Genomic DNA, 19815 nt, shown 5'->3' on the forward strand with positions numbered 1-19815 from the left:
AGTTTTTAGAGGGTGAAGTCGCCTTCCGCCACCAGTTCACTCAACGGTCGGCGCGGGCTTGGGGTTTCGCGGGCCTGGAGGTAATCGGCCAGGGTCGATTTGTCCCCCAGCTTGCCGATTGCCACGGCGGCGTGCAGTGCATAGCCTTGCGGGATCTTCAGTTCCTTGCGGGTCAGTTCCTGGTCGAAACCGGCCATGCCATGGGTGTGCCAGCCGCTGAGGCTGGCTTGCAGCGCGAGGTGGCCCCAGGCCGCGCCCGTATCGAAGGTGTGGCACAGCGCCGGGGTTTCTTCGGTGGCGCCGGGTACCGCGAAGGTGGTTTTCGAGGCGATAATCACCAGCGCCGAGGCATGTTGAGCCCAGCCGCGGTTGAATTCATTGAGCAGGCCCAAAAAACGCTCCCAGTTTGGCGTGTCGCGGCGCGCATAGAGAAAGCGCCACGGCTGCGAGTTGTACGCCGACGGCGCCCAACGAGCGGCTTCGAAGAAGCCCAGCAGGGTCTCCTCGGCAATGCTCTCACCGGTAAAGGCTCGGGGCGACCAACGCTCGATGAACTGAGGATGAATAGCGTAATCGGCAATGCGAGAATTAGCGCTCATGGACTTACCTGACTGGGTTCGGGAGGTGGATGACGCAACCTACTTCCCGACGCGCGGCCTGACAAGCTCCTCCCTACCGACAGTCGCCAATGCTTGGCCTGGAGCGGTCCCGGCACTAGACTGTCGGCCTTTTCACCACCTGATGTTGATGCTTGAGCCATGGCCGCCAAAGTCGAACCGTTCTGGATACGCAAAACCCTCGATCAGCTCGACTCGCAGGAGTGGGAATCGCTGTGCGATGGCTGTGGCCTGTGCTGCCTGCAAAAACTCGAAGACGAAGACGACAACAGCGTCTACTACACGCGCATCGCCTGCAAACTGCTGGACCTGAAAACCTGCCAGTGCACCGACTATCCCAACCGCCGCGACTTTGTTCCCGACTGCATCCAGCTCACGCCGGGCAAAGCCGATGAGTTCAAATGGCTGCCGCCGACCTGCGGTTATCGGCTGGTCAGCGAGGGCAAGGACTTGCCGTTGTGGCACCACCTGGTCTGCGGCGACCGCGATGCCGTGCACCACGAACGCATTTCTCAGTCTGGGCGTATGTTGGCCGAGGGCAGCGTGCCCGAAGACGATTGGGAAGATCATCTGATTTTTCGCGCCGGCTGATCCGCTGGTGTCGCATCACCTGGGGGAGCCCATGGCTGCAGGACTGAAACGGATGCTGGCGGCAGGGCTGCTGGCGGTGTGCGGGCCACTGTGGGCGGCGCAGAAAGTCGATCTGGATTATCACGTGCATCTGTTGCCGCAGAGCGACCAGGCTGAGGTGCGCCTGACCCTGGCACGGGGTTCGGCGGTGCGCAGCCTCGATTTTGACCTCGGCGATGGCAGCCGCTACAGCGACTTCAAGGCTGATGGTCAATGGCAGTTTTCGCCGGGTAAGCAAGCGCGAGGTGTCTGGCGCCCGACCGCCGACAAGTCCAGCCTGAGCTACCGCGTGCGCATCAGTCATGCCCGCAAGACAGGCACCTTCGAAACCCGCATGACCCCGGCATGGGCCTTGCTGCGCGGCGATGACCTGGTGCCGTCGGCCAAGCTCGATCAGCAGGACGGTGTCGAACTGGTTGCCCGCCTGGAGGTTGAATTGCCCGACGGCTGGAAAAGCATCGAAACCCCCTGGCCGCGCATCGGCAAGCAACGTTTTCGCATCGACAACCCCTCGCGGCTCTTCGACCGTCCCACTGGCTGGATGCTCGCTGGCAAACTGGGCAGCCGCCGCACACGCCTGGGAGAAACCGAAGTCACGGTGGCCTCGCCCCGAGGCCAGGGCATGCGCCGGATGGACGTGCTGACGTTGTTGACGTTCGTCTGGCCGCAGGTGCAGGCGCTGGTGCCGCGTCATCCCGCCAAGCTGCTGATTGTTGGTGCAAGCGACCCATTGTGGCGTGGCGCCCAGGCCGGCCATGACTCGATTTATCTGCACAGTCGCCCGCCGCTGGTCAGCGAACGGGGCAGCAGCGCGTTGTTGCGCGAGTTGGTGCAGGCGCTGGCGCGTGTTCATGATCATGATCGCAGCGATTGGATCAGCGAAGGTCTGACCGAGTACTACGCCATCGAACTGCTGCGTCGTGCCGGTGGCATGAGTGATGACCGCTACCAGGCCCTGAATGACCGGCTCGCGCGGGACAGCAAGGGCGTCACCACCTTGCGCGGTGAGCAGGTCGGCCCGGCTGTGGTGGCCAAGGCAGTATTGCTGCTGCAGGAACTGGATCGCGAGATCCGCTTGAAAACCCGTAACAAGCGTTCGCTGGATGATGTGTTACAGGGGGCTATGCGCCTGGAAACGGTCGACACCCAGGAGTTTGTGCAGCTCAGTGAAAGCATCCTGGAGGGGAGCTCTACTGTGCTGGATACCAGGTTACTTCAGTGACACCGCTATCGCGGGCAAGCCTTGCTCCCACAGGATTGAGTCATACAAAATCCAATGTGGGAGCAAGGCTTGCCCGCGATGAGGCGATCAATTTCACCGCAAAAACTTAGAATCCAGCTTTTGGTGACGGCGAATCCAACGAATCATTCCCCGTCACCGTAGCCGTACCCGTCGCCGCCTCGGCATTGGCCTTCAAGCGGCTCAGCTCATCACCGGCCTGCTCGATGCGGGCGCGGGCGCTGTGCAGATTCTGACGGTTCTTTTCCAGCAGGCTTTTGGCCGAGCAATGCCCGGTGATGCCCCGCGCCAGCGCCATGCCGCCGATCGCCAGTTGGGCCAAGCCGATCACTCCGCCACGGCGCAAGCCTTTGCCCATCATCAGCACGCCGCCGGCCAGTGAGCCAATGCGTTCCCAGCCGTGCACGTTCTGCGGCGGATGAGATTGGAAAGGGGTGGTCTCAATCGGCTCGAACGGGTTGTTATCGCTCATGATCTGTCTCCAGTGTGGGGATCGGTATAAAACTGACTGCCCGAGCGATTCCCTTGTTCAATCCAATTGCACACCGATCAGCGGAATTGCGGGCCCGAACGGGTGTTGTTGCCTTTGGCCATGCGGTCGTACAGCACGACGTTGACCGTGGCGGCCAGGTTCATGCAGCCGGTAGTGGGGATGTACACCACGTCTTCGCACCAATCGCGAATGTCTTTATCCAGCGAGCCGTCCTCAGGGCCGAAGATGTACAACGCCCGGTCCGGGTGCGTGTATTCGGGCAAGGGACGAGCGCCTTCCACCAGTTCCACGGCCACCGGCACACAGCCCAGGGGCAGGATTTTCTTCAGGTCGTCGATGCCGATCAGCGGAATGTCGTAGTGGACTTTCTTGGTGTCGGTGACGAAGTCGGCGGCGCGCTCATAGCGCTTGCCGGTGTAGAACACCGACGCCACGCCGTAGCAGCCGGCGGCACGCATGACCGAACCGACGTTTTCCGGTGACTTGGGGTTGAACAGACCGATGCAGCTATAGCGTTTGTTGGCCACGGACGGGGTGCCTTTGGGAAAAGGCGCGATTATACGGGGAATGGGGCTGCGTGTTCAGTTTGTGAGTGGGGGCTGATGGTCGGTTACCTATTCACGAACCTGACCAATCGGTAACGTCCCCGCCAGCGTCGTGAAAGGCACCAGTCGTTATGGTTTGCCTGACAAATGACTGCCGGAGTTCCTCATGAAGACCCTTGATGCCTTGCTCGCCGTTTCGATCCTGTCCCTTTCTTCCCTTGCCTTGGCGGAAGGAGGAGGTGACCGGGTTTATGGCCGGATGATCCAGAACAATCAACAAGCCATGGCGCAATACGCCGCCGCAAACGGCAAAGCCGTCGCCGAAATCGTTCATTACGAATACGGCATGAAACTCGATGTAAAAAAAGTGGTGAGCATTACACCGGCCAATAAAGGCTGTGGTGTCGGACCGTCGCGCATGACTTACGAAGACTCGAACGGCAAGCTCAATACCGTGGAATACAGGCTCCTGGGTGATAACTGTCCGAATGGCGGCTGATTACCGTCTCGTTTGTTCTCCTTTGGTTTTGAGACGGTCAGGCGCCTGGTGGCGCCTGTTTTTTATGTGCTCCGGATTATTGTGCTGGCGTGTTACGCAACCTCAAGGCATTGAACACCACCGATGCCGAACTCACGCTCATGGCGATGGCGGCAATCATGGGCGAGAGCAAGTGACCGGTCAGGGGGTACAGCAGGCCTGCTGCCAACGGAATACCCATCGAGTTATAGAGGAAGGCAAAGCCGAGGTTTTGGCGCATGTTCCTGACGGTTGCCACCGAAAGGGTGCGGGCCCGCAAGATCCCCATCAAATCGCCTTTTACCAAGGTCAGTTGGGCGCTGTTCATTGCGACATCAGTGCCTGTCCCCATTGCAATGCCTACGTTCGCCCGAGCCAGAGCGGGTGCGTCGTTTATCCCGTCACCCGCCATCGCGACCTGGCGGCCATCGCGTTGCAGGTCTGCCACCAGGCGCTCCTTGTCCTCGGGTTTGACTTCGCCATGGACCTCTTCAATGCCCATCTCCCTGGCCACGGCGCGTGCGGTGGTGAGGCCGTCGCCGGTGGCCATGATGATTTTTATGTCGTGAGCCTTGAGCCGGTTGACCGCTTCCCTGGAGGTCGGCTTGACCGGGTCCGAGACGGCCAGCAGCCCGGCCAGCACGCCGTCGACCGCCATGTAGATAATGCTGATGCCTTGGGCGCGTAGTTGTTCGGCCTGTTGTTGCAATGGGCTGACGCTGATACTGGCGGCGTCCATCAGGGCGGTATTGCCCAAGTGGACCTGCTTGCCGTCCACCAGGCCACTGACACCGATGCCACTGGCGGATTCAAATGAAGCAGGCTTGATCAGTTCAAGGTGCTCGGATCGTGCGTGATCGACGATGGCGTGGGCCAGGGGATGCTCGCTGCCCTGGTCGAGGCTGGCGGCCAACAGCAGCACCTGGCGGTCGTCGAAGCCCTGGGTGGCCTTCACGCTGTGAAAAGCTGGGCGCCCTTCGGTCAGGGTGCCGGTCTTGTCGACGATCAGCGTGTCGATCCTGCATAAGTTTTCGATGGCGCTGGCGTCCCGGAAAAGCACGCCCAGGCTGGCAGCCTTGCCGGTGGACACCATGATCGACATGGGTGTTGCGAGCCCCAATGCGCAGGGGCAGGCAATGATCAGCACGGCGACGGCATTGATCAGCCCGAAGACCCAGCCAGGTTCGGGCCCCAACAACCCCCAGCCGAAAAAGGTCAGTACGGCGATGGCAATCACGCCCATGACGAAATAACCAGCGATCACATCGGCCATGCGTTGCATCGGTGCTTTCGAGCGCTGGGCCCGGGCGACCATCTGAACAATTTGTGCCAGGACAGTCTCGGCGCCGACCTTCTGCGCCGTCATCACCAAGCTGCCGTGGGTGTTGATCGTGGCACCGATCAGGTTGTCCCCGGCGCGTTTGATCACTGGAACCGGCTCGCCGGTGAGCATCGACTCGTCAACGGCACTTTCCCCTTCGAGCACCGTACCATCGACCGGGACCTTCTCGCCGGGCCTGATCCTCAGGTGGTCACCCCGATGGACGTGGCTCAGGGGGATGTCTTGTTCCTGGCCATCGGCATTGATTCGGCGCGCGGTTTTGGGTGACAGCCCCAGCAGCGACTTGATGGCGGCCGACGTCTGCGAGCGAGCCTTGAGCTCCAGCATCTGCCCCAGCAACGTGAGGGAGATGATCACCGCGGCGGCTTCAAAGTAGACGCCGATGCGTCCCTCTTGCATGAACGTGGCGGGAAATCCCTCAGGCCAAAACGTGGCTGCGACACTGTAGAGATAGGCCGCCGCGGTACCCAGGCCAATCAGGGTCCACATGTTCGGGCTACGCTGGCGAACAGAGGCCATACCCCGCACAAAAAACGGCCAGCCTGCCCACAGGACCACTGGCGTGGCCAGAAAAAACTCGACGAGATTTTGCGTGACGCCGTGAAACAGCGACAGGGCGTGCCCCGCCATGGCGAGCACAGTGACGATCACCGTCAACGGCAGGGACCACCAGAAGCGGCGGGTGAAGCCCTTGAGTTCTGGATTGTCCTCTTCTTCCAGCGCGGGCATCACAGGCTCCAGCGTCATGCCACACTTGGGGCAGGTGCCGGGGCTGGATTGGCGTATTTCCGGGTGCATGGGGCAGGTGTATTCAGTCGCCATGTCGCCGCTGAGCACTGAAGCACTGTGGTGAAGGTGCACGGGAGTGTCGGACATGGTCAGGGGCCTTCCTGATCCCTGCGGTTTACGGGTGATTCGCCATGTCGTCCATGACCGCCATGGCCATGGCCGTGCCCGTGTCCGAAGACATGCATCAAGGGACACATCAGGAGAATCAGGTACGGCCAATTCCCCGCGATGTGGCTGAAGTGTTCTCGCGCCAGATAGAAGAGGCCGATGGCCAACAACATGATCAATACAATGCCGGTCTTGTTCCGCCAGAAGGGCGTTGTGCCAGCAGATGGGGGTTGATGAGTGTTCATGGTGTCGCTCCTTCAGGCCGGGCGCGCCGCCACCCATAGCCACAGCATAGGCAGGGCGTGCTTTGGCAGATTGATATTCATCAACCTTGGCTTACTTCGCCTGTAAATGAGGGAAGTAACGGGCATGCTAAAGGTGCGGAGCTGTCAGCGACCTGACGGGGACATTGCAGATTTGTCAGCGGGTTCCCATGAAAGCGGCTTAGGCAGCCGCTGCACAGTGGAGTAGGCCACTTGTGGCGAGGGATTTTACCTGTGGCGCAAAACGTTGCTGCGGAAGATAAAACCGCTCGCCGCAATGGCTGACTATTCGTCTTTCTTCATCAACCCGGCCAGCGCGGCGAAGGGGTTGTGGGTCGCCTTGGCGATTTTCGGGGTGCTCAGGGAGCCGTCGCCGAAGTATTGCTGGTCGGTGTAGCGCGAGTGTTCGTTGTCGTGGCAGTACAGGCACAGCAGTTCCCAGTTGGAACCGTCCTGCGGGTTGTTGTCGTGGTTGTGGTCGCGGTGGTGAACGGTCAGTTCGCTCAGGCGCTTGCCGGAGAACTCACGGGCACAGCGGCCGCAGACGTGGGGGTACATTTTCAGGGCTTTGTCGCGGTAGCCCATGTCCCGATCACGCTGGGCGTCGGCGAGGATGCGGTCCAGCTTGGCGGTGTTGGACGGTGGCGTTGACGAACTCATGGGTTCACCTTTGTAAAAAAGACTGATGACGGTTGAACAGAGTTTAGCTCAGCCCTTGAGCTTCTCGGCAATCCAGATGGTGTGGCGGGTGCCTTTGTTGCCATGGGCGAACACTTGCACTTCTTCGGCCTTGAAACCGGCCTTTTTCAATTTGTCGGAAAACTGCCGGTCAGCGCTGGCCGACCACACCGCCAGCACGCCCTTGGGCCGCAGGGCCTTGGCGCAGGCAGCCAGGCCACCGGTCGAATACAACCAACTGTTGGCTTTCTGGGTCAGGCCTTCAGGGCCATTGTCGACGTCCAGCATGATCGCGTCGAAACCCTGGGGCTCGGCTTGCAGTACCTTGGCCACGTCCTCCATGCGGATCACCGTTCGCGGGTCCGACAGCGGCCGTCCGGCCTTTTCACCGAGGGGGCCGCGGTTCCACTCCACCACGCCGGGTACCAGTTCGGCCACCACCACCTCGGCGTTCTTGCCCAGGTGCTTGAGGGCCGAAGCGAGGGTAAACCCCATGCCCAGGCCACCGATCAGCACGCGCGAGCCAGGGCGACCGGCAACCTTGCGGCAGGGAATCTCTGCCAGCGCATCTTCGGAGCCGTGCATGCGGGTGTTCATCAACTGCCCGCCGTCACCGCCCTGGATCTTGATGACGAAGTCTTCGCCGTACTCGAACAGGCACAAGGCACCGCCGTTGTCAGGGATGGGAGTGGTGTCGAGCAGAACGAAACGTTTCATGTAAGTCTCATGAGGGAGGGCAAACCGGCGCGGTAAGGACTAGCCTGAAGGTAGACAATAGCCACGGAGCCATTGATGAAGAGCACCATTCTAACGGCCATTGCCTTGGCGGCGCTCTCGATAAGTTGGGTGCAGGCCCAGCAACCGACGATTCCAGTAACCCCGGCGACCATTCCCGGCTCGCCCGGCACTGCCACCCCGATGCCGTACCCACCGGTCACGCCCAACGGCATACCCAAGCCAGGGTCTGGAAGTAACGGGCCGCCGCTGCTGCCGCCGATCGAAATGCCCAAGCCGCCCAAGGATCAGCCAATACCGGGCATGGAGCCGAAACCGCCGAAGGCCAAGTCGCCGGGTGGGTAGGCTTGATACGTGTCACTTAACTTCCAGCATGACGAAATCCTGTGGGGGCGCGGTTAAACCTGCTGCGAGAGCAACTGCCCATCGGCCATGCGCAGACGCTTGGACAGCGAGACCGCGAGGGCGCGGATGATTTTGGCGGCGATCTTCGGGGCGTCGTTGAGCATTTTTTCCAGGGAGTCCTTGCCCAGGTTCAGCAATTGGCAATCACTGGCGGCGATGCAACTGGCCGAGCGTCGCTCGCCATCGAGCACGGCCATTTCGCCGAATGCACGGCCACTGCGCAGCGTAGCGATGGTCACGGGTTGACCGTCGGGGCCGGTTTTCTGCACGGCCACTTGTCCGGTGTGGATGATGCACATGAAGCTGCCGGCATCGCCCTCGCGAAAAATCGCTTCGCCCTCGGCGATGGCGCTGATGCTGAAGTAGCCCGACGCAGCGGCGAAGTCGACAGGCAGCAATTGGTCGAACAGACCGCAGTCCATCAACCAGTCGCGGATTTCTTTGTTCAGTAAGGTCGGTTCTGACATGTCGTCACGGTCTTTTTCTTGTGTCTGTTGCGGGTTCGGGTTGGCCTGGGTGTAAGACGATACCTGGGACCGGTTCTTGTGGGAGCAAGGCTTGCCCGCGATACAGGCGACTCGGTCTGTCTGTCAGATCAAGCTGATGTCATCGCGGGCAAGCCTTGCTCCCACAAAGGCTCGCTCCCACATTGGATTTTGGTTGTCTCAGAGCCTTGCGCATGGAGCTAAGACCCAGCGATCCGATGGAGTTCCTCAACCCAACCCCAAAACCTTCAAAACAAATGCATATTCGAGCGCTACGTCACGCAATCCCTGGTAACGCCCGCTCATTCCGCCGTGGCCGGCGCCCAGTTCGGTCTTGAGCAACAGCGGGTTGTCATCGGTCTTGGTGGCGCGCAATTTCGCCACCCACTTGGCCGCTTCCCAATACTGCACGCGGCTGTCGTTGTAGCCGGCGATCACCAGCAGCGCCGGGTATGCCTGGGCACTGACGTTTTCGTACGGCGCGTAGGCCCGGATCCGATCATAAACCTGCGGTTCTTGCGGGTTGCCCCATTCGTCGTATTCGGTGATGGTCAATGGCAGGTCCGGGTCGAGCATGGTGTTGAGCACATCGACGAACGGCACTTCGGCAATCGCGACTTTGAACAGCTCCGGGCGTTGATTGAGCACCGCGCCGATCAGCAGGCCACCGGCACTGCCGCCGCTGATCGCCAGTTGCTCGGCGGTGGTGAAACCGTTGGCGATCAAATGCTCGGCGCAGGCAATGAAATCGCTGAACGTGTTGTGCTTGTGCTCCTGTTTGCCGGCGCGGTACCAGGCTTCCCCCAGCTCACCGCCGCCACGCACGTGGGCAATGGCGAACGCCACGCCACGGTCGAGCAGGCTCAGCCGCGAATGGGAAAACCACGGGTCGAGGCTTTCGCCATAGGCGCCATAACCGTACAAGTACAGCGGCACCGGTTGGCCGAGGGCTTCGCGCTTGACCACCAGGCTGATGGGCACTTGGGTGCCATCCGGTGCTGTCGCCCAAAGCCGCTGGCTGACGTAGGCATCGGCGTCGAATGGGCCCAGTACCGGGGTTTGCTTGAGGACGACCTGTTCGCCGCTGGCCAGGTCCAGTTGGCGGATTTGTGCCGGGCGGTTCAGGGCTTCGTAGCGCAGGCGAATCCGGGTACTGACAAACTCCAGGCTGTTCTGCACATGCAGGCTGTAGGCCGCATCCGGCAATTGCACGCGATACGCCGGCAAATCCTGTGGGTGCACTTCGATGATCGGCAGGCCGCCTTCACGCAGGCTCAGGGTCATGGCGCTTGCGTTCAAGCTCAGGCCGTCGATCATCACCGTGTCGCTGTGGGGGATCAGGTTCTGCCAGTCGGCTTCGGTCGGTGCCACGCCTGTGTCGGCGGCCTGGTACAAGGCAAAGTTGATCCCGTCGCGGTTACTGCGGATCAGCCAGGTCCATTGGCCGTCGAGCAGGCCGTGGTCGACGTCGTATTCATGGTTTTCCTGGCGTGGCGCCAGGCAGGTGAAGGGCTGCTGCGGCTGTGTGGCGTCGAGCACCCAGACTTCACTGGTGGTCTTGCTACCCAGGGACAGGATCAACTGCCGCTCGGAGCTGGAACGGTAGCAGTGCAGGAAGAAGCGCCCGTCCGGCTCATGGAACACTTCTTCGGCGGCGGTGCCATCCAGGCGATAGCGCCAGAGTTTGTGAGGGCGATGGGTCTCGTCCAGTTCGCCGAAAAACAGCGTCAGGCTGTCGTTGGCCCAGGTCATGCTGCCGTCGCACTGTTCAAAGGACAGTTCGCTGACCTTGTCGTTGGACAATTCCTTCACGAACAGGGTGTAAATCTCATCGCCCGTGGTGTCCAGGCTGTAGGCCAGGCGCTGGTGGTCGGGGCTGATGCTGAAGGCGCCGAGGGAAAAGAATCCGCCTTCGGCCAATGCGTTGGGGTCCAGCAGCAGTTGTTCGCGGCTCTCATCCACGCTCAGGCTGTCGTCGGCCGGACGCGGGCAGCGGTAATGGCGCGGGTATTCATCCCCAGCGGTGGTGCGGGTGTAATACAGGTACGGACCCCAGGGCGAGGGCAGGGACAGGTCGGTCTCGAGGATCCGGCCCTTGATCTCCTGGAACAGGGCTTCGCGCAGTTTGGCCTGGTCGGCGAGTTGCGCCTCTTGATAGCTGTTTTCCGCCTTGAGGTAATCGAGCACGGCGTCGGTGTCGCGTTCCTGCAGCCAGGCGTACGGGTCAACACCGGCGTCCCTGTGGGCAATCGGGGCGTTGGAAACGTGGGCAGATAGGGACATGAAAGACTCTCAAACGATGTACGAAAAGCTCGGCAGACGCCGGGGCAGCCTGATGAGCGAAAAGCCGTTACTATAAGCGCCTACTTGCTTGCCTTGCCATGGACACCATGACCGAGAACGACTATCTGATTGCCTGGGGCCTTTATGCCTTCGCTGCCCTGGGCTGCCTGTTGGTATGGATGCGCATGACCCGCTGGATGTGGCGCTGGTTTCGCGAGCCGTTGCGGCTGCTGATGGCGGTGCTGCTGTTCAGTCCCACCGTCGTTGATCCGGTGAAGGAAAAAATCGCCCCGGCGCTGGCCATTGTGGCCCTGGACGTGCTGTTCAAGGTCGGTAACAACGTCTGGCGGGCAGCGTCCGATCTGCTCATGTACGGCATGATCGCTTTCGGCCTCTATTTGATTTTTGTGTTGATCCGCTTCCCCATCGAGCGTGCATCCAACGCTCGCAAGGAACGGGCCGCCGCCGCAAAAGCCGCCGCCGCGGCCGATGAGCCTGAGGATGAGCCGCCGTTCGGCGTGGCCGGTGATGACCGTTACGGTCGCCCGCCAGTGCCGAGCAACCCGCAGCGTTCGCGTATCGAACCGCGTCTGTAACCAGGCCTGCCCTTTGAAGCGAGAGTTCGAGCATGTGTGAGTTATTGGGCATGAGCGCCAATGTGCCGACCGACATCGTGTTCAGCTTCACCGGGCTGATGCAGCGCGGCGGCAAGACCGGGCCGCACCGGGACGGCTGGGGCATCGCGTTCTATGAGGGCCGTGGCCTGCGTCTGTTCCAGGACCCGGCCGCCAGCAGCGAGTCGGAAGTGGCGAACCTGGTGCAGCGCTATCCGATCAAGAGCGAAGTGGTCATCGGACACATCCGCCAGGCCAATGTCGGCAAGGTCTGCCTGTCCAACACGCACCCCTTCGTGCGTGAGTTGTGGGGCCGCAACTGGTGTTTTGCCCACAATGGTCAGCTCGCCGATTTCCAGCCAGGGGTCAGCTTCTACCGTCCGGTGGGCGACACCGACAGCGAAGCGGCGTTCTGTGATTTGCTCAACCGCGTGCGCCAGGCATTCCCGGAACCGGTGGAGGTGGAGCAACTGCTGCCGTCCTTGATCCAAGCTTGCGCCGAATACCGCAGCAAAGGCGTGTTCAACTGTTTGCTCAGTGATGGCGACTGGCTGTTCTGCTACTGCTCGACCAAACTGGCCCAGATCACCCGTCGCGCCCCATTCGGCCCGGCGCGGCTCAAGGATGTGGACGTGATTGTCGATTTCCAGGCCGAAACCACGCCCAACGACGTGGTCACGGTCATCGCCACCGAACCCTTGACCGAAAACGAAACCTGGACCCGCTACGAACCGGGCCAATGGAGCCTGTGGCGGCGCGGCGAATGCGTCAGCCACGGCCAGACCGAATAAGGACGTCACGTTATGTTGCTCAGTTATCTACGGCTGGTGTTGTTCGCGGTGGGCCTGTTGGTTGGGGTCCAGGTGCCGGGTTTCATCAGTGATTACGCCAAGCGGGTCGAAGCGCATCTGATCGAGGCGCAGACCGGCCTGCAAGGTTTCCAGGGCACCGCCAACCAGTTCTTCAAGGGTGACATGCAGGCCCTGGTGGCCCATTACCGCGCCAGCGAAGACCCGATCTTTCGCAGTGATGCCGACAGCCTGAACACCTTGCTCGTGCGCCAGCAGGCTCTGGACAAGCAATTCCAGGCAATGCAAGGCCCGTGGTACATCCGCTTGCTGCAAGTGGCGCTGGCCGCCGATCCGGACATTCGCAAGGAAACCTGGAACGGCTACAGCTACCAGATCCTGCTGACCCCCGAGGCGATGGTCTGGGGTATCAGCGGCGCCATGCTGCTGTCGTTTGGCCTTGAATGCCTGTTCCGCCTGATCGACTGGGTGGTGCTGGGCGGCAAGCGCCTGCGGCAGAGCCGGCCGATCGAAGAGCGCGACCTGCGCGGGCTGTGACGCCGTTGGGCAAAAGGCTCTGGTGGCGAGGGAGCAAGCGCCCTCCCACAGGGGATCTCACGTGTGACGAAGATCCAGTGTGGGAGCGAGCCTGCTCGCGATGAGGTCCTGAAGGACGCCAGAAACTTACTTGGAAAGAAACCGCATCCCTTCCTCCAACCCCTGCAAGGTCAGCGGATACATCCGGTCTTCGACCAATTCCCGCACGATATTGGTCGAGGCGGTATAACCCCAGGTATCTTTCGGGTAAGGGTTGATCCAGATGAGCTTCTTGTACTTCTCCATGAAGCGCTGCATCCACACATAACCGGCTTCTTCATTCCAGTGTTCGACGCTGCCGCCGGCCTGGGTGATTTCATAAGGCGCCATGGCGGCGTCACCGATGAAAATCACTTTGTAGTCGGCACCGTACTTGTGTAACAGGTCCTGGGTCGAAGTGCGTTCCGAGGTGCGGCGCAGGTTGTTCTTCCACACGGACTCGTACACGAAGTTGTGGAAGTAGAAATACTCCAGGTGCTTGAACTCGGTCTTGCAGGCCGAGAACAGTTCTTCGCAGATTTTCACGTGGGCATCCATCGAACCGCCGATGTCGAACAGCAGCAACAGCTTCACGGTGTTGCGTCGTTCCGGGCGCATCTGGATGTTCAACAAACCGGCGTCCCGGGCGGTGTGGTCGATGGTGCCGTCGATGTCCAGCTCTTCGGCCGCCCCTTGGCGGGCGAACTTGCGCAGGCGGCGCAGGGCGATCTTGATGTTACGGGTGCCCAGTTCCACCTGGTCGTCGAGGTTCTTGTACTCGCGCTGGTCCCAGACCTTCACCGCCTTGCCCTGGCGCTTGCCGGCGTCGCCGACGCGGATGCCTTCGGGGTTGAAGCCACCGGAACCGAACGGGCTGGTGCCACCAGTGCCGATCCACTTGTTGCCGCCGGCATGGCGTTCCTTCTGTTCTTCCAGGCGCTTCTTGAATTCTTCGATCAACTTGTCCAGGCCGCCCAGGGACTGGATCTGCGCCCGCTCTTCGTCGCTCAGCGAGCGCTCGAATTCCTTGCGCAGCCAGTCTTCGGGAATCAATGCCTGGAGATGATCGTCGAGTTTCTCCAGGCCATTGAAATACGCGGCGAACGCCCGGTCGAACTTGTCGAAATGCCGTTCGTCTTTCACCAGGATCGCCCGGGCCAGGTAATAAAACTCGTCCATGTCGGCGAAGATCACCCGCTGTTTCAGCGCGTTGATCAGGTCCAGCAGTTCACGTACCGACACGGGCACCTTGGCGGCGCGCATCTCATTGAACAGGTTAAGCAGCATGGCAATCGCCCTCGCTCTTGTTAAACGAAGAGGATCAGCGAGTGCCGCGACGGCTCATGAACGCCAGGCGCTCAAGCAGTTGCACGTCCTGCTCGTTCTTGACCAGGGCACCGGCCAGCGGAGGAATGGCCTTGGTCGGATCACGCTCGCGCAGCACCGCTTCGCCGATGTTGTCGGCCATCAGCAGCTTGAGCCAGTCCACCAGTTCGGAAGTGGAAGGCTTTTTCTTCAGACCCGGCACCTTGCGTACGTCGAAGAACACGTCCAGCGCTTCGCTGACCAGGTCTTTCTTGATGTCCGGGTAATGCACATCGACGATTTTCTGCAGGGTGACGCGATCGGGGAAAGCGATGTAGTGGAAGAAGCAGCGGCGCAGGAACGCGTCCGGCAGCTCCTTCTCGTTGTTGGAGGTAATGATGATGATCGGGCGCTGATTGGCCTTGATGGTTTCATCGGTCTCGTAGACGTAGAACTCCATCTTGTCGAGTTCCTGCAGCAGGTCGTTGGGGAATTCGATGTCGGCCTTGTCGATTTCGTCGATCAGCAGGATCACCCGCTCCTCGGATTCGAACGCTTCCCAGAGCTTGCCCTTCTTCAGGTAGTTGCGCACGTCGTGGACCTTGTCCACGCCCAGTTGCGAGTCCCGCAGGCGGCTGACCGCGTCGTACTCGTACAGGCCCTGGTGGGCCTTGGTGGTGGACTTGATGTGCCAGGTAATCAGGCGCGCGCCGAAGGACTCGGCCAGTTGTTCGGCCAGCATGGTCTTGCCGGTGCCCGGTTCGCCCTTGACCAGCAACGGCCGCTCCAGGGTGATGGCGGCGTTCACGGCCAGCTTCAGGTCATCGGTGGCCACGTAGGCGCTGGTGCCTTCGAACTTCATCTGCAATTTCCTCGAACGTGTCGCCGGCCTGACGAGGCAGGGCGCGCGAAATAAATAACGTGCCCGACTATAACGCGCCGCCCCGCCGACTGTGAACGCAGACGCTGTATTCAGTCTCTGAATGGAGCGTCACATGTTGACTCAGTCTCGGCGCCTTGCCAGTATTGCATATCGCCAAATTGGCGATATGTTTGGCGCATGTCTACTAAATATCGATTCAGAGATACCTACCGCATTCAACTGCGCGAAAGGGACCATCCACCACCCCATGTCCACCTCACCGGTGGCGGGCTGGATGTGATGCTGAGCCTGGAAACCGTCGAAGTGATGATGGGGCGGGCGCCGCCGTTGATCATTAGGGAGGCACTGGGCTGGGTCAGGGCCCATCAGGCACAACTGTTGGAGGATTGGCAACGATGCTACCCATGAAACGACCGCGGCTGTGGGCCGTGCAGGCCTTATTACCGTTCAGTCTCGAACTGACGTTCATTGACGGGCAGCGGTTGACGCTGGACATGAGCGCCGATGTGCACCGTTATCCGGGCTTGCAGCCTTTGCTTGAAGAGGGCGCGTTTGGAGGCGCGAGCCTGGGGGATGATGGATGGAGCGTGGAATGGCCCGAACTGGATATCCAGATCGGAGCCGATACCCTGTATCTGGATGCGTTGGCGCAAAACGCCGTGGATGAACATACCCGCATTTTCATCGACTGGCGCGCTCGCACCGGCTTGCCATTGAACAAGGCCGCCGAAGCGCTGGGGGTCAGCGCTCGCAGCATCACTCGCTACAGCAGTGGTCGCGAGGCGGTGCCGCGTTCGTTGGCCCTGGCGTGCCTGGGTTGGGACTCACTGCAGCGCGGAACGGCAGTAGCGGCGGCGGAAAAAACGGGTCGCTATACCGTTACGCGCAAATCTTAATCGTTTGAAGGTGGCGGCTGCTCATAGCGGGCGTTGAACGCCTGGACGAAACCGTTGCGCAGGATCTGCAGGAAGGCTTCGAAGGCACTGATGTCCTGCTGATGAACATTGCCGCTGAGTTCCACCCGGGTGGCGAACTGGTTCTTGCGCTGGTTTTTGAGGGCCGTTTCACCTGTGCCGACCAAGGCTTCCCAGATCGAGCGGAAGATGTTTTTGTTCTTGTTTTCCACGTCCTGCTGCCAGTCGAACACATCGACATCGCGCAGCAACGGTTTGATGTAGCCGCTGAGCTTGGCGTTGTCGGCTTCAGCCTCGATCACCAGGTCCCCGTGGCCGGCATTGAAATCGAATTTGCCATAGGCTGCGGCGAAGTCGTTCAGGCGCTTGAGTTCGATGTCCCTGGCCCGCAGGCGGAAATCGAAATCCTCGAAGTTGCTCAACGGGTCGAAGGTGGCCTGCATCTCCAGGGGCGCATGTTCGGCCACCAGGGCCTTGCCCTCGAAACGGGCGTCGCGCTTGCCTTTGGTGTCGACCACGTTGGTCAGGTTATAGAAGCTGGCGTTGACGTCGGTGGCCCGCAGGTTGACCGGCGGCTTGGAGCTGAAATTGCGAAAGGTGACTTTGCCGTCCCTGATCCGCACCTCGTTGAGGGTAATGGGCAGCAATTTGCTCAGTTGTTCGCGCCAGTTGGTGCCCTGGCCGGTCTGGGAGTTCTGCCGGTTGCCCCCGCCATCGACGAAGTTCACTTCGGGACGGGCAAACTCCGCCTCAGCCACCACCGCATGGTCGTACCACAGCGAATGCCAGCTCACGGACAAGTCGATCAATGGCGCGTCGACGAACGGCACGGGGATCTTGCCGTCGACCTTGACGATCTTCAGGCCGTTGATTTGGTAGGCCCCGCGCCAGAGTGCCAGGTCCACGTCGGTGACCTGGCCGTGGTAATCACCCATGTCGGCCAGTTTATCGTTCAGGTAGTCACGCACCAGGTAAGGCAAGGTGAAGTGCAGGACCACGAACACCGCAACAATGGCGGCGAGTACCCACAGTGGCCAGCTGTATCGACGCTTCATGTCAGTCAGTCTCCAGCGTTGTTAAATCCATTGACTGTTGTAACAACTGGAACGTTCGGTGCAACTGGACGACCTTGGGCAACAGGCATACCTTTAAGCGCTAAATTCCCGCTGCATTAAGGACCCAGCCATGAGCCGTATATTCGCTGACAACGCTCACTCCATCGGCAATACGCCACTGGTGCAGATCAACCGCATCGCCCCACGCGGCGTGACCATCCTGGCCAAGATCGAAGGGCGTAACCCAGGGTATTCGGTCAAGTGCCGGATCGGCGCGAACATGATCTGGGACGCTGAAAGCTCGGGCAAGCTCAAGCCCGGCATGACCATTGTCGAACCGACCTCGGGCAACACCGGTATCGGCCTGGCGTTTGTCGCCGCCGCCCGTGGCTACAAGCTGATGCTGACCATGCCTGCGTCCATGAGCATCGAGCGGCGCAAGGTGCTCAAGGCCCTGGGCGCGGAGCTGGTGCTCACTGAACCGGCCAAGGGGATGAAAGGGGCCATCGAGAAAGCCGCCGAGATCCTGGCCAGTGATCCTTCCAAATACTTCATGCCGCAGCAGTTCGACAATCCGGCGAACCCGGCGATTCACGAAAAAACCACCGGCCCGGAAATCTGGAACGATACCGATGGCGCGGTGGACGTGCTGGTGGCTGGGGTAGGCACCGGTGGCACCATCACCGGGGTGTCGCGGTATATCAAGAACACCTGCGGCAAACCGATCCTGTCGGTGGCGGTGGAGCCCGAGGTTTCACCCGTGATTACCCAGGCGATGGCCGGGCAGGAGATCAAACCCAGCCCCCACAAGATTCAGGGGATCGGTGCCGGGTTCGTGCCGAAAAACCTCGATCTGTCGATCGTCGATCAGGTTGAGCGGGTCACTGACGACGAGTCCAAGGCCATGGCCCTGCGCTTGATGCAGGAAGAGGGCATCCTCTGCGGGATCTCTTGTGGCGCGGCGATGGCCGTGGCTGTGCGCCTGGCGGAAAAACCGGAAATGCAGGGCAAGACCATCGTGGTGATCCTGCCTGATTCGGGCGAGCGCTACCTGTCGAGCATGCTGTTCAGTGATTTGTTCACCGAGCAGGAGACGCAACAGTAACCGCATGCGGGAGGTGGCGAGGGCGCTCGCCACAACAGCCCTTCGCCATTGAGGGAGGAATGGGCTGAAAGCAGGGTATTTGATTGGTGTCAGCCAAGGTTCAGGTCACGCATGTTATCAAGGACATTGTTGCGTGATCCTCAACAGTGAATATTGCGCCGGGCAGTTTCTTCGCCAGGCCTCGATCTATAACATGGCCGGCCGCTGCGCCGGGTTGATGACGTTGCGTAAGTTGTTTTCTGACAAGGAGTTGTAAATGACCGTTTCGTTTGTCGCCAAGGCCTCGGTGTTGCTGCTGTTCCTGGGCAGTACGCTTTACGTGCATTTGCGCGGCAAGGCGCGTTTGCCGGTATTGCGCCAGTTCGTTAACCACTCGGCTTTATTCGCCCCTTACAACGCCTTGATGTACCTGTTCTCCGGCGTGCCTTCCAAGCCTTATCTGGACCGCAGCAAGTTCCCGGAGCTGGATGTGCTCAAGGACAATTGGCAAGTCATCCGAGACGAGGCCATGCACCTGTTCGACGAGGGGTACATCCGGGCCGCGGAAAAGAACAACGACGCCGGTTTCGGTTCGTTCTTCAAGAAGGGCTGGAAGCGCTTTTACCTCAAGTGGTACGACAAAGCGCTGCCGTCGGCCGAACTGTTGTGTCCCCGTACCGTCGAGCTGGTCAACCAGATCCCCAACGTCCGGGGCGCGATGTTTGCCCTGCTGCCGGGCGGTAGCCATTTGAACCCCCATCGAGATCCGTTCGCCGGCTCCCTGCGCTATCACCTGGGGTTGTCCACGCCCAATTCCGACGATTGCCGGATCTTTGTCGACGGTCAGATCTACGCCTGGCACGACGGCGAAGACGTCATGTTCGATGAAACCTATGTGCACTGGGTCAAGAACGAAACCCCGCAGACTCGCGTGATCCTGTTCTGCGACGTTGAGCGGCCATTGAAGAGTCGCTTGATGACTCGCCTCAACCGTACGATCAGTGCCATCCTCGGCCGCGCCACCGCGCCGCAGAACCTCGACGACGAACGCGTCGGTGGTATCAACCGGGCCTATGCCTGGAGCAAGTCGTTCAGCGACGGCATCAGTGGCCGGGTCAAGCAATGGAAACGCAAGCATCCCAGGGCCTATCGGGTGATGCGGCCTGTGTTGGCGGTGGCGGTGCTGACGGCCCTTGGCTATTGGCTGTTCGTTTAGTCATTGCCTAACCCATCGAGCGCTGGTTATAGTCGGCGCTCGATGGGTTTTCCAACCCACCCTCCAAGAGATCGGCTCATGCCTGCATCCCCTGTCATCGCGGTTGTGGTTCCAGCGTTCAACGCTGGCGTCGTGCCGTGCGGGAATCAGCAGCCTGCGCAGATCGGTCAATACCCCCCACCTGTCAGTAGCCCACCGGTGTACGCCTTCGTATCACCACCGGGTGTTGGCGCTCAGGGCTGATCGGCAA

At 60.6% G+C, this 19815-nt stretch carries 24 protein-coding genes; 12 read left to right on the forward strand and 12 right to left on the reverse strand.

Annotated features, from left to right (window positions below):
• Positions 1 to 5: 5 nt before the first annotated feature.
• On the reverse strand, positions 6 to 599 hold the full coding sequence (locus EPZ47_RS07440) for a nitroreductase family protein (protein ID WP_135844195.1): 594 nt from the start codon (positions 597 to 599) through the stop codon (positions 6 to 8).
• A gap of 159 nt (positions 600 to 758) precedes the next feature.
• Here EPZ47_RS07440 and EPZ47_RS07445 point away from each other — a divergent pair, with 159 nt between their 5' ends.
• Positions 759 to 1208 (forward strand): YcgN family cysteine cluster protein, encoded by a 450-nt coding sequence (locus tag EPZ47_RS07445; protein ID WP_135844196.1) that lies wholly within the window; start codon positions 759 to 761, stop codon positions 1206 to 1208.
• Positions 1209 to 1239: 31 nt separating this feature from the next.
• Complete coding sequence (locus tag EPZ47_RS07450; RefSeq protein WP_135844197.1) at positions 1240 to 2469, forward strand: hypothetical protein; 1230 nt, start codon at positions 1240 to 1242, stop codon at positions 2467 to 2469.
• 106 nt (positions 2470 to 2575) lie between these two features.
• Here EPZ47_RS07450 and EPZ47_RS07455 read toward each other — a convergent pair whose 3' ends face one another.
• Together EPZ47_RS07455 and EPZ47_RS07460 are read right to left on the reverse strand one after the other, a co-directional pair.
• Positions 2576 to 2959 (reverse strand): YgaP family membrane protein, encoded by a 384-nt coding sequence (locus EPZ47_RS07455; RefSeq protein WP_135844198.1) that lies wholly within the window; start codon positions 2957 to 2959, stop codon positions 2576 to 2578.
• Between the two features lie 77 nt (positions 2960 to 3036).
• Entirely contained in the window at positions 3037 to 3507 is a 471-nt protein-coding gene (locus tag EPZ47_RS07460; protein ID WP_003198862.1) for an RNA methyltransferase, read from the reverse strand.
• A gap of 184 nt (positions 3508 to 3691) precedes the next feature.
• On the opposite strand from EPZ47_RS07460, the gene EPZ47_RS07465 reads away from it, so the two are divergent.
• Positions 3692 to 4024 (forward strand): DUF2790 domain-containing protein, encoded by a 333-nt coding sequence (locus EPZ47_RS07465; protein ID WP_135844199.1) that lies wholly within the window; start codon positions 3692 to 3694, stop codon positions 4022 to 4024.
• 76 nt (positions 4025 to 4100) lie between these two features.
• On the opposite strand, the gene EPZ47_RS07470 is transcribed toward EPZ47_RS07465, so the two are convergent.
• From EPZ47_RS07470 to EPZ47_RS07485, 4 genes are all read right to left on the reverse strand, one after another.
• Positions 4101 to 6260, reverse strand: a complete 2160-nt coding sequence (locus EPZ47_RS07470) for a copper-transporting P-type ATPase (RefSeq protein WP_135844200.1) — start codon at positions 6258 to 6260, stop codon at positions 4101 to 4103.
• A 2-nt stretch (positions 6261 to 6262) separates the two neighbouring features.
• Positions 6263 to 6526, reverse strand: coding sequence for a DUF2933 domain-containing protein (locus tag EPZ47_RS07475; protein ID WP_135844201.1), 264 nt, complete (start codon positions 6524 to 6526; stop codon positions 6263 to 6265).
• A gap of 303 nt (positions 6527 to 6829) precedes the next feature.
• Positions 6830 to 7204 (reverse strand): YajD family HNH nuclease, encoded by a 375-nt coding sequence (locus EPZ47_RS07480; RefSeq protein WP_135844202.1) that lies wholly within the window; start codon positions 7202 to 7204, stop codon positions 6830 to 6832.
• Positions 7205 to 7252: 48 nt separating this feature from the next.
• Complete coding sequence (locus EPZ47_RS07485) at positions 7253 to 7939, reverse strand: spermidine synthase (RefSeq protein ID WP_135844203.1); 687 nt, start codon at positions 7937 to 7939, stop codon at positions 7253 to 7255.
• 75 nt (positions 7940 to 8014) lie between these two features.
• On the opposite strand from EPZ47_RS07485, the gene EPZ47_RS07490 reads away from it, so the two are divergent.
• Positions 8015 to 8302: a hypothetical protein gene (locus EPZ47_RS07490; protein WP_135844204.1), complete on the forward strand. Its 288-nt coding sequence runs from the start codon at positions 8015 to 8017 to the stop codon at positions 8300 to 8302.
• Positions 8303 to 8355: 53 nt separating this feature from the next.
• Here the strand turns inward: EPZ47_RS07490 and EPZ47_RS07495 are convergent, their stop codons facing one another.
• Together EPZ47_RS07495 and EPZ47_RS07500 are read right to left on the reverse strand one after the other, a co-directional pair.
• The gene (locus tag EPZ47_RS07495) at positions 8356 to 8829 is read right to left on the reverse strand and encodes a cyclic nucleotide-binding domain-containing protein (RefSeq protein WP_014337065.1); all 474 of its coding nucleotides are present in this window, start codon (positions 8827 to 8829) and stop codon (positions 8356 to 8358) included.
• Positions 8830 to 9075: 246 nt separating this feature from the next.
• Positions 9076 to 11130, reverse strand: a complete 2055-nt coding sequence (locus EPZ47_RS07500; RefSeq protein WP_135844205.1) for a S9 family peptidase — start codon at positions 11128 to 11130, stop codon at positions 9076 to 9078.
• Positions 11131 to 11228: 98 nt separating this feature from the next.
• On the opposite strand from EPZ47_RS07500, the gene EPZ47_RS07505 reads away from it, so the two are divergent.
• Genes EPZ47_RS07505 through EPZ47_RS07515 form a run of 3 tightly spaced genes read left to right on the forward strand, consistent with a single transcriptional unit; the run spans position 11229 to position 13090 of the window.
• The gene (locus EPZ47_RS07505; protein WP_135844206.1) at positions 11229 to 11726 is read left to right on the forward strand and encodes an MFS transporter; all 498 of its coding nucleotides are present in this window, start codon (positions 11229 to 11231) and stop codon (positions 11724 to 11726) included.
• Positions 11727 to 11758: 32 nt separating this feature from the next.
• Positions 11759 to 12535, forward strand: coding sequence for a class II glutamine amidotransferase (locus EPZ47_RS07510; protein WP_135844207.1), 777 nt, complete (start codon positions 11759 to 11761; stop codon positions 12533 to 12535).
• Positions 12536 to 12547: 12 nt separating this feature from the next.
• On the forward strand, positions 12548 to 13090 hold the full coding sequence (locus tag EPZ47_RS07515; RefSeq protein ID WP_135844208.1) for a DUF2937 family protein: 543 nt from the start codon (positions 12548 to 12550) through the stop codon (positions 13088 to 13090).
• 126 nt (positions 13091 to 13216) lie between these two features.
• Here EPZ47_RS07515 and EPZ47_RS07520 read toward each other — a convergent pair whose 3' ends face one another.
• Entirely contained in the window at positions 13217 to 14395 is a 1179-nt protein-coding gene (locus EPZ47_RS07520) for a vWA domain-containing protein (RefSeq protein WP_135844209.1), read from the reverse strand.
• Between the two features lie 34 nt (positions 14396 to 14429).
• Complete coding sequence (locus EPZ47_RS07525) at positions 14430 to 15275, reverse strand: AAA family ATPase (RefSeq protein WP_135844210.1); 846 nt, start codon at positions 15273 to 15275, stop codon at positions 14430 to 14432.
• A 198-nt stretch (positions 15276 to 15473) separates the two neighbouring features.
• Here EPZ47_RS07525 and EPZ47_RS07530 point away from each other — a divergent pair, with 198 nt between their 5' ends.
• Together EPZ47_RS07530 and EPZ47_RS07535 are read left to right on the forward strand one after the other, a co-directional pair.
• Complete coding sequence (locus EPZ47_RS07530; protein ID WP_135844211.1) at positions 15474 to 15704, forward strand: DUF4160 domain-containing protein; 231 nt, start codon at positions 15474 to 15476, stop codon at positions 15702 to 15704.
• The gene (locus EPZ47_RS07535) at positions 15692 to 16192 is read left to right on the forward strand and encodes a DUF2442 domain-containing protein (protein WP_135844212.1); all 501 of its coding nucleotides are present in this window, start codon (positions 15692 to 15694) and stop codon (positions 16190 to 16192) included. The genes EPZ47_RS07530 and EPZ47_RS07535 overlap by 13 nt, the downstream gene beginning before the upstream one ends.
• Here EPZ47_RS07535 and EPZ47_RS07540 read toward each other — a convergent pair.
• The gene (locus EPZ47_RS07540; RefSeq protein ID WP_135844213.1) at positions 16189 to 17265 is read right to left on the reverse strand and encodes a DUF748 domain-containing protein; all 1077 of its coding nucleotides are present in this window, start codon (positions 17263 to 17265) and stop codon (positions 16189 to 16191) included. The two genes, EPZ47_RS07535 and EPZ47_RS07540, sit on opposite strands and share 4 nt — an antisense overlap.
• Before the next feature lie 130 nt (positions 17266 to 17395).
• Between EPZ47_RS07540 and cysK the strand changes: the two genes are divergently transcribed.
• The 3 genes from cysK (at position 17396) to EPZ47_RS07550 (ending at position 19565) form a co-directional block, all read left to right on the forward strand.
• Positions 17396 to 18370: a cysteine synthase A gene (gene cysK, locus EPZ47_RS07545; protein ID WP_025212408.1), complete on the forward strand. Its 975-nt coding sequence runs from the start codon at positions 17396 to 17398 to the stop codon at positions 18368 to 18370.
• 133 nt (positions 18371 to 18503) lie between these two features.
• Positions 18504 to 18626, forward strand: coding sequence for a hypothetical protein (locus EPZ47_RS30570; RefSeq protein ID WP_265072805.1), 123 nt, complete (start codon positions 18504 to 18506; stop codon positions 18624 to 18626).
• Positions 18627 to 19565 (forward strand): aspartyl/asparaginyl beta-hydroxylase domain-containing protein, encoded by a 939-nt coding sequence (locus tag EPZ47_RS07550; RefSeq protein WP_135844214.1) that lies wholly within the window; start codon positions 18627 to 18629, stop codon positions 19563 to 19565.
• Positions 19566 to 19815 lie beyond the last annotated feature (250 nt).

This window comes from Pseudomonas viciae (assembly GCF_004786035.1).
GTDB lineage: Bacteria > Pseudomonadota > Gammaproteobacteria > Pseudomonadales > Pseudomonadaceae > Aquipseudomonas > Aquipseudomonas viciae.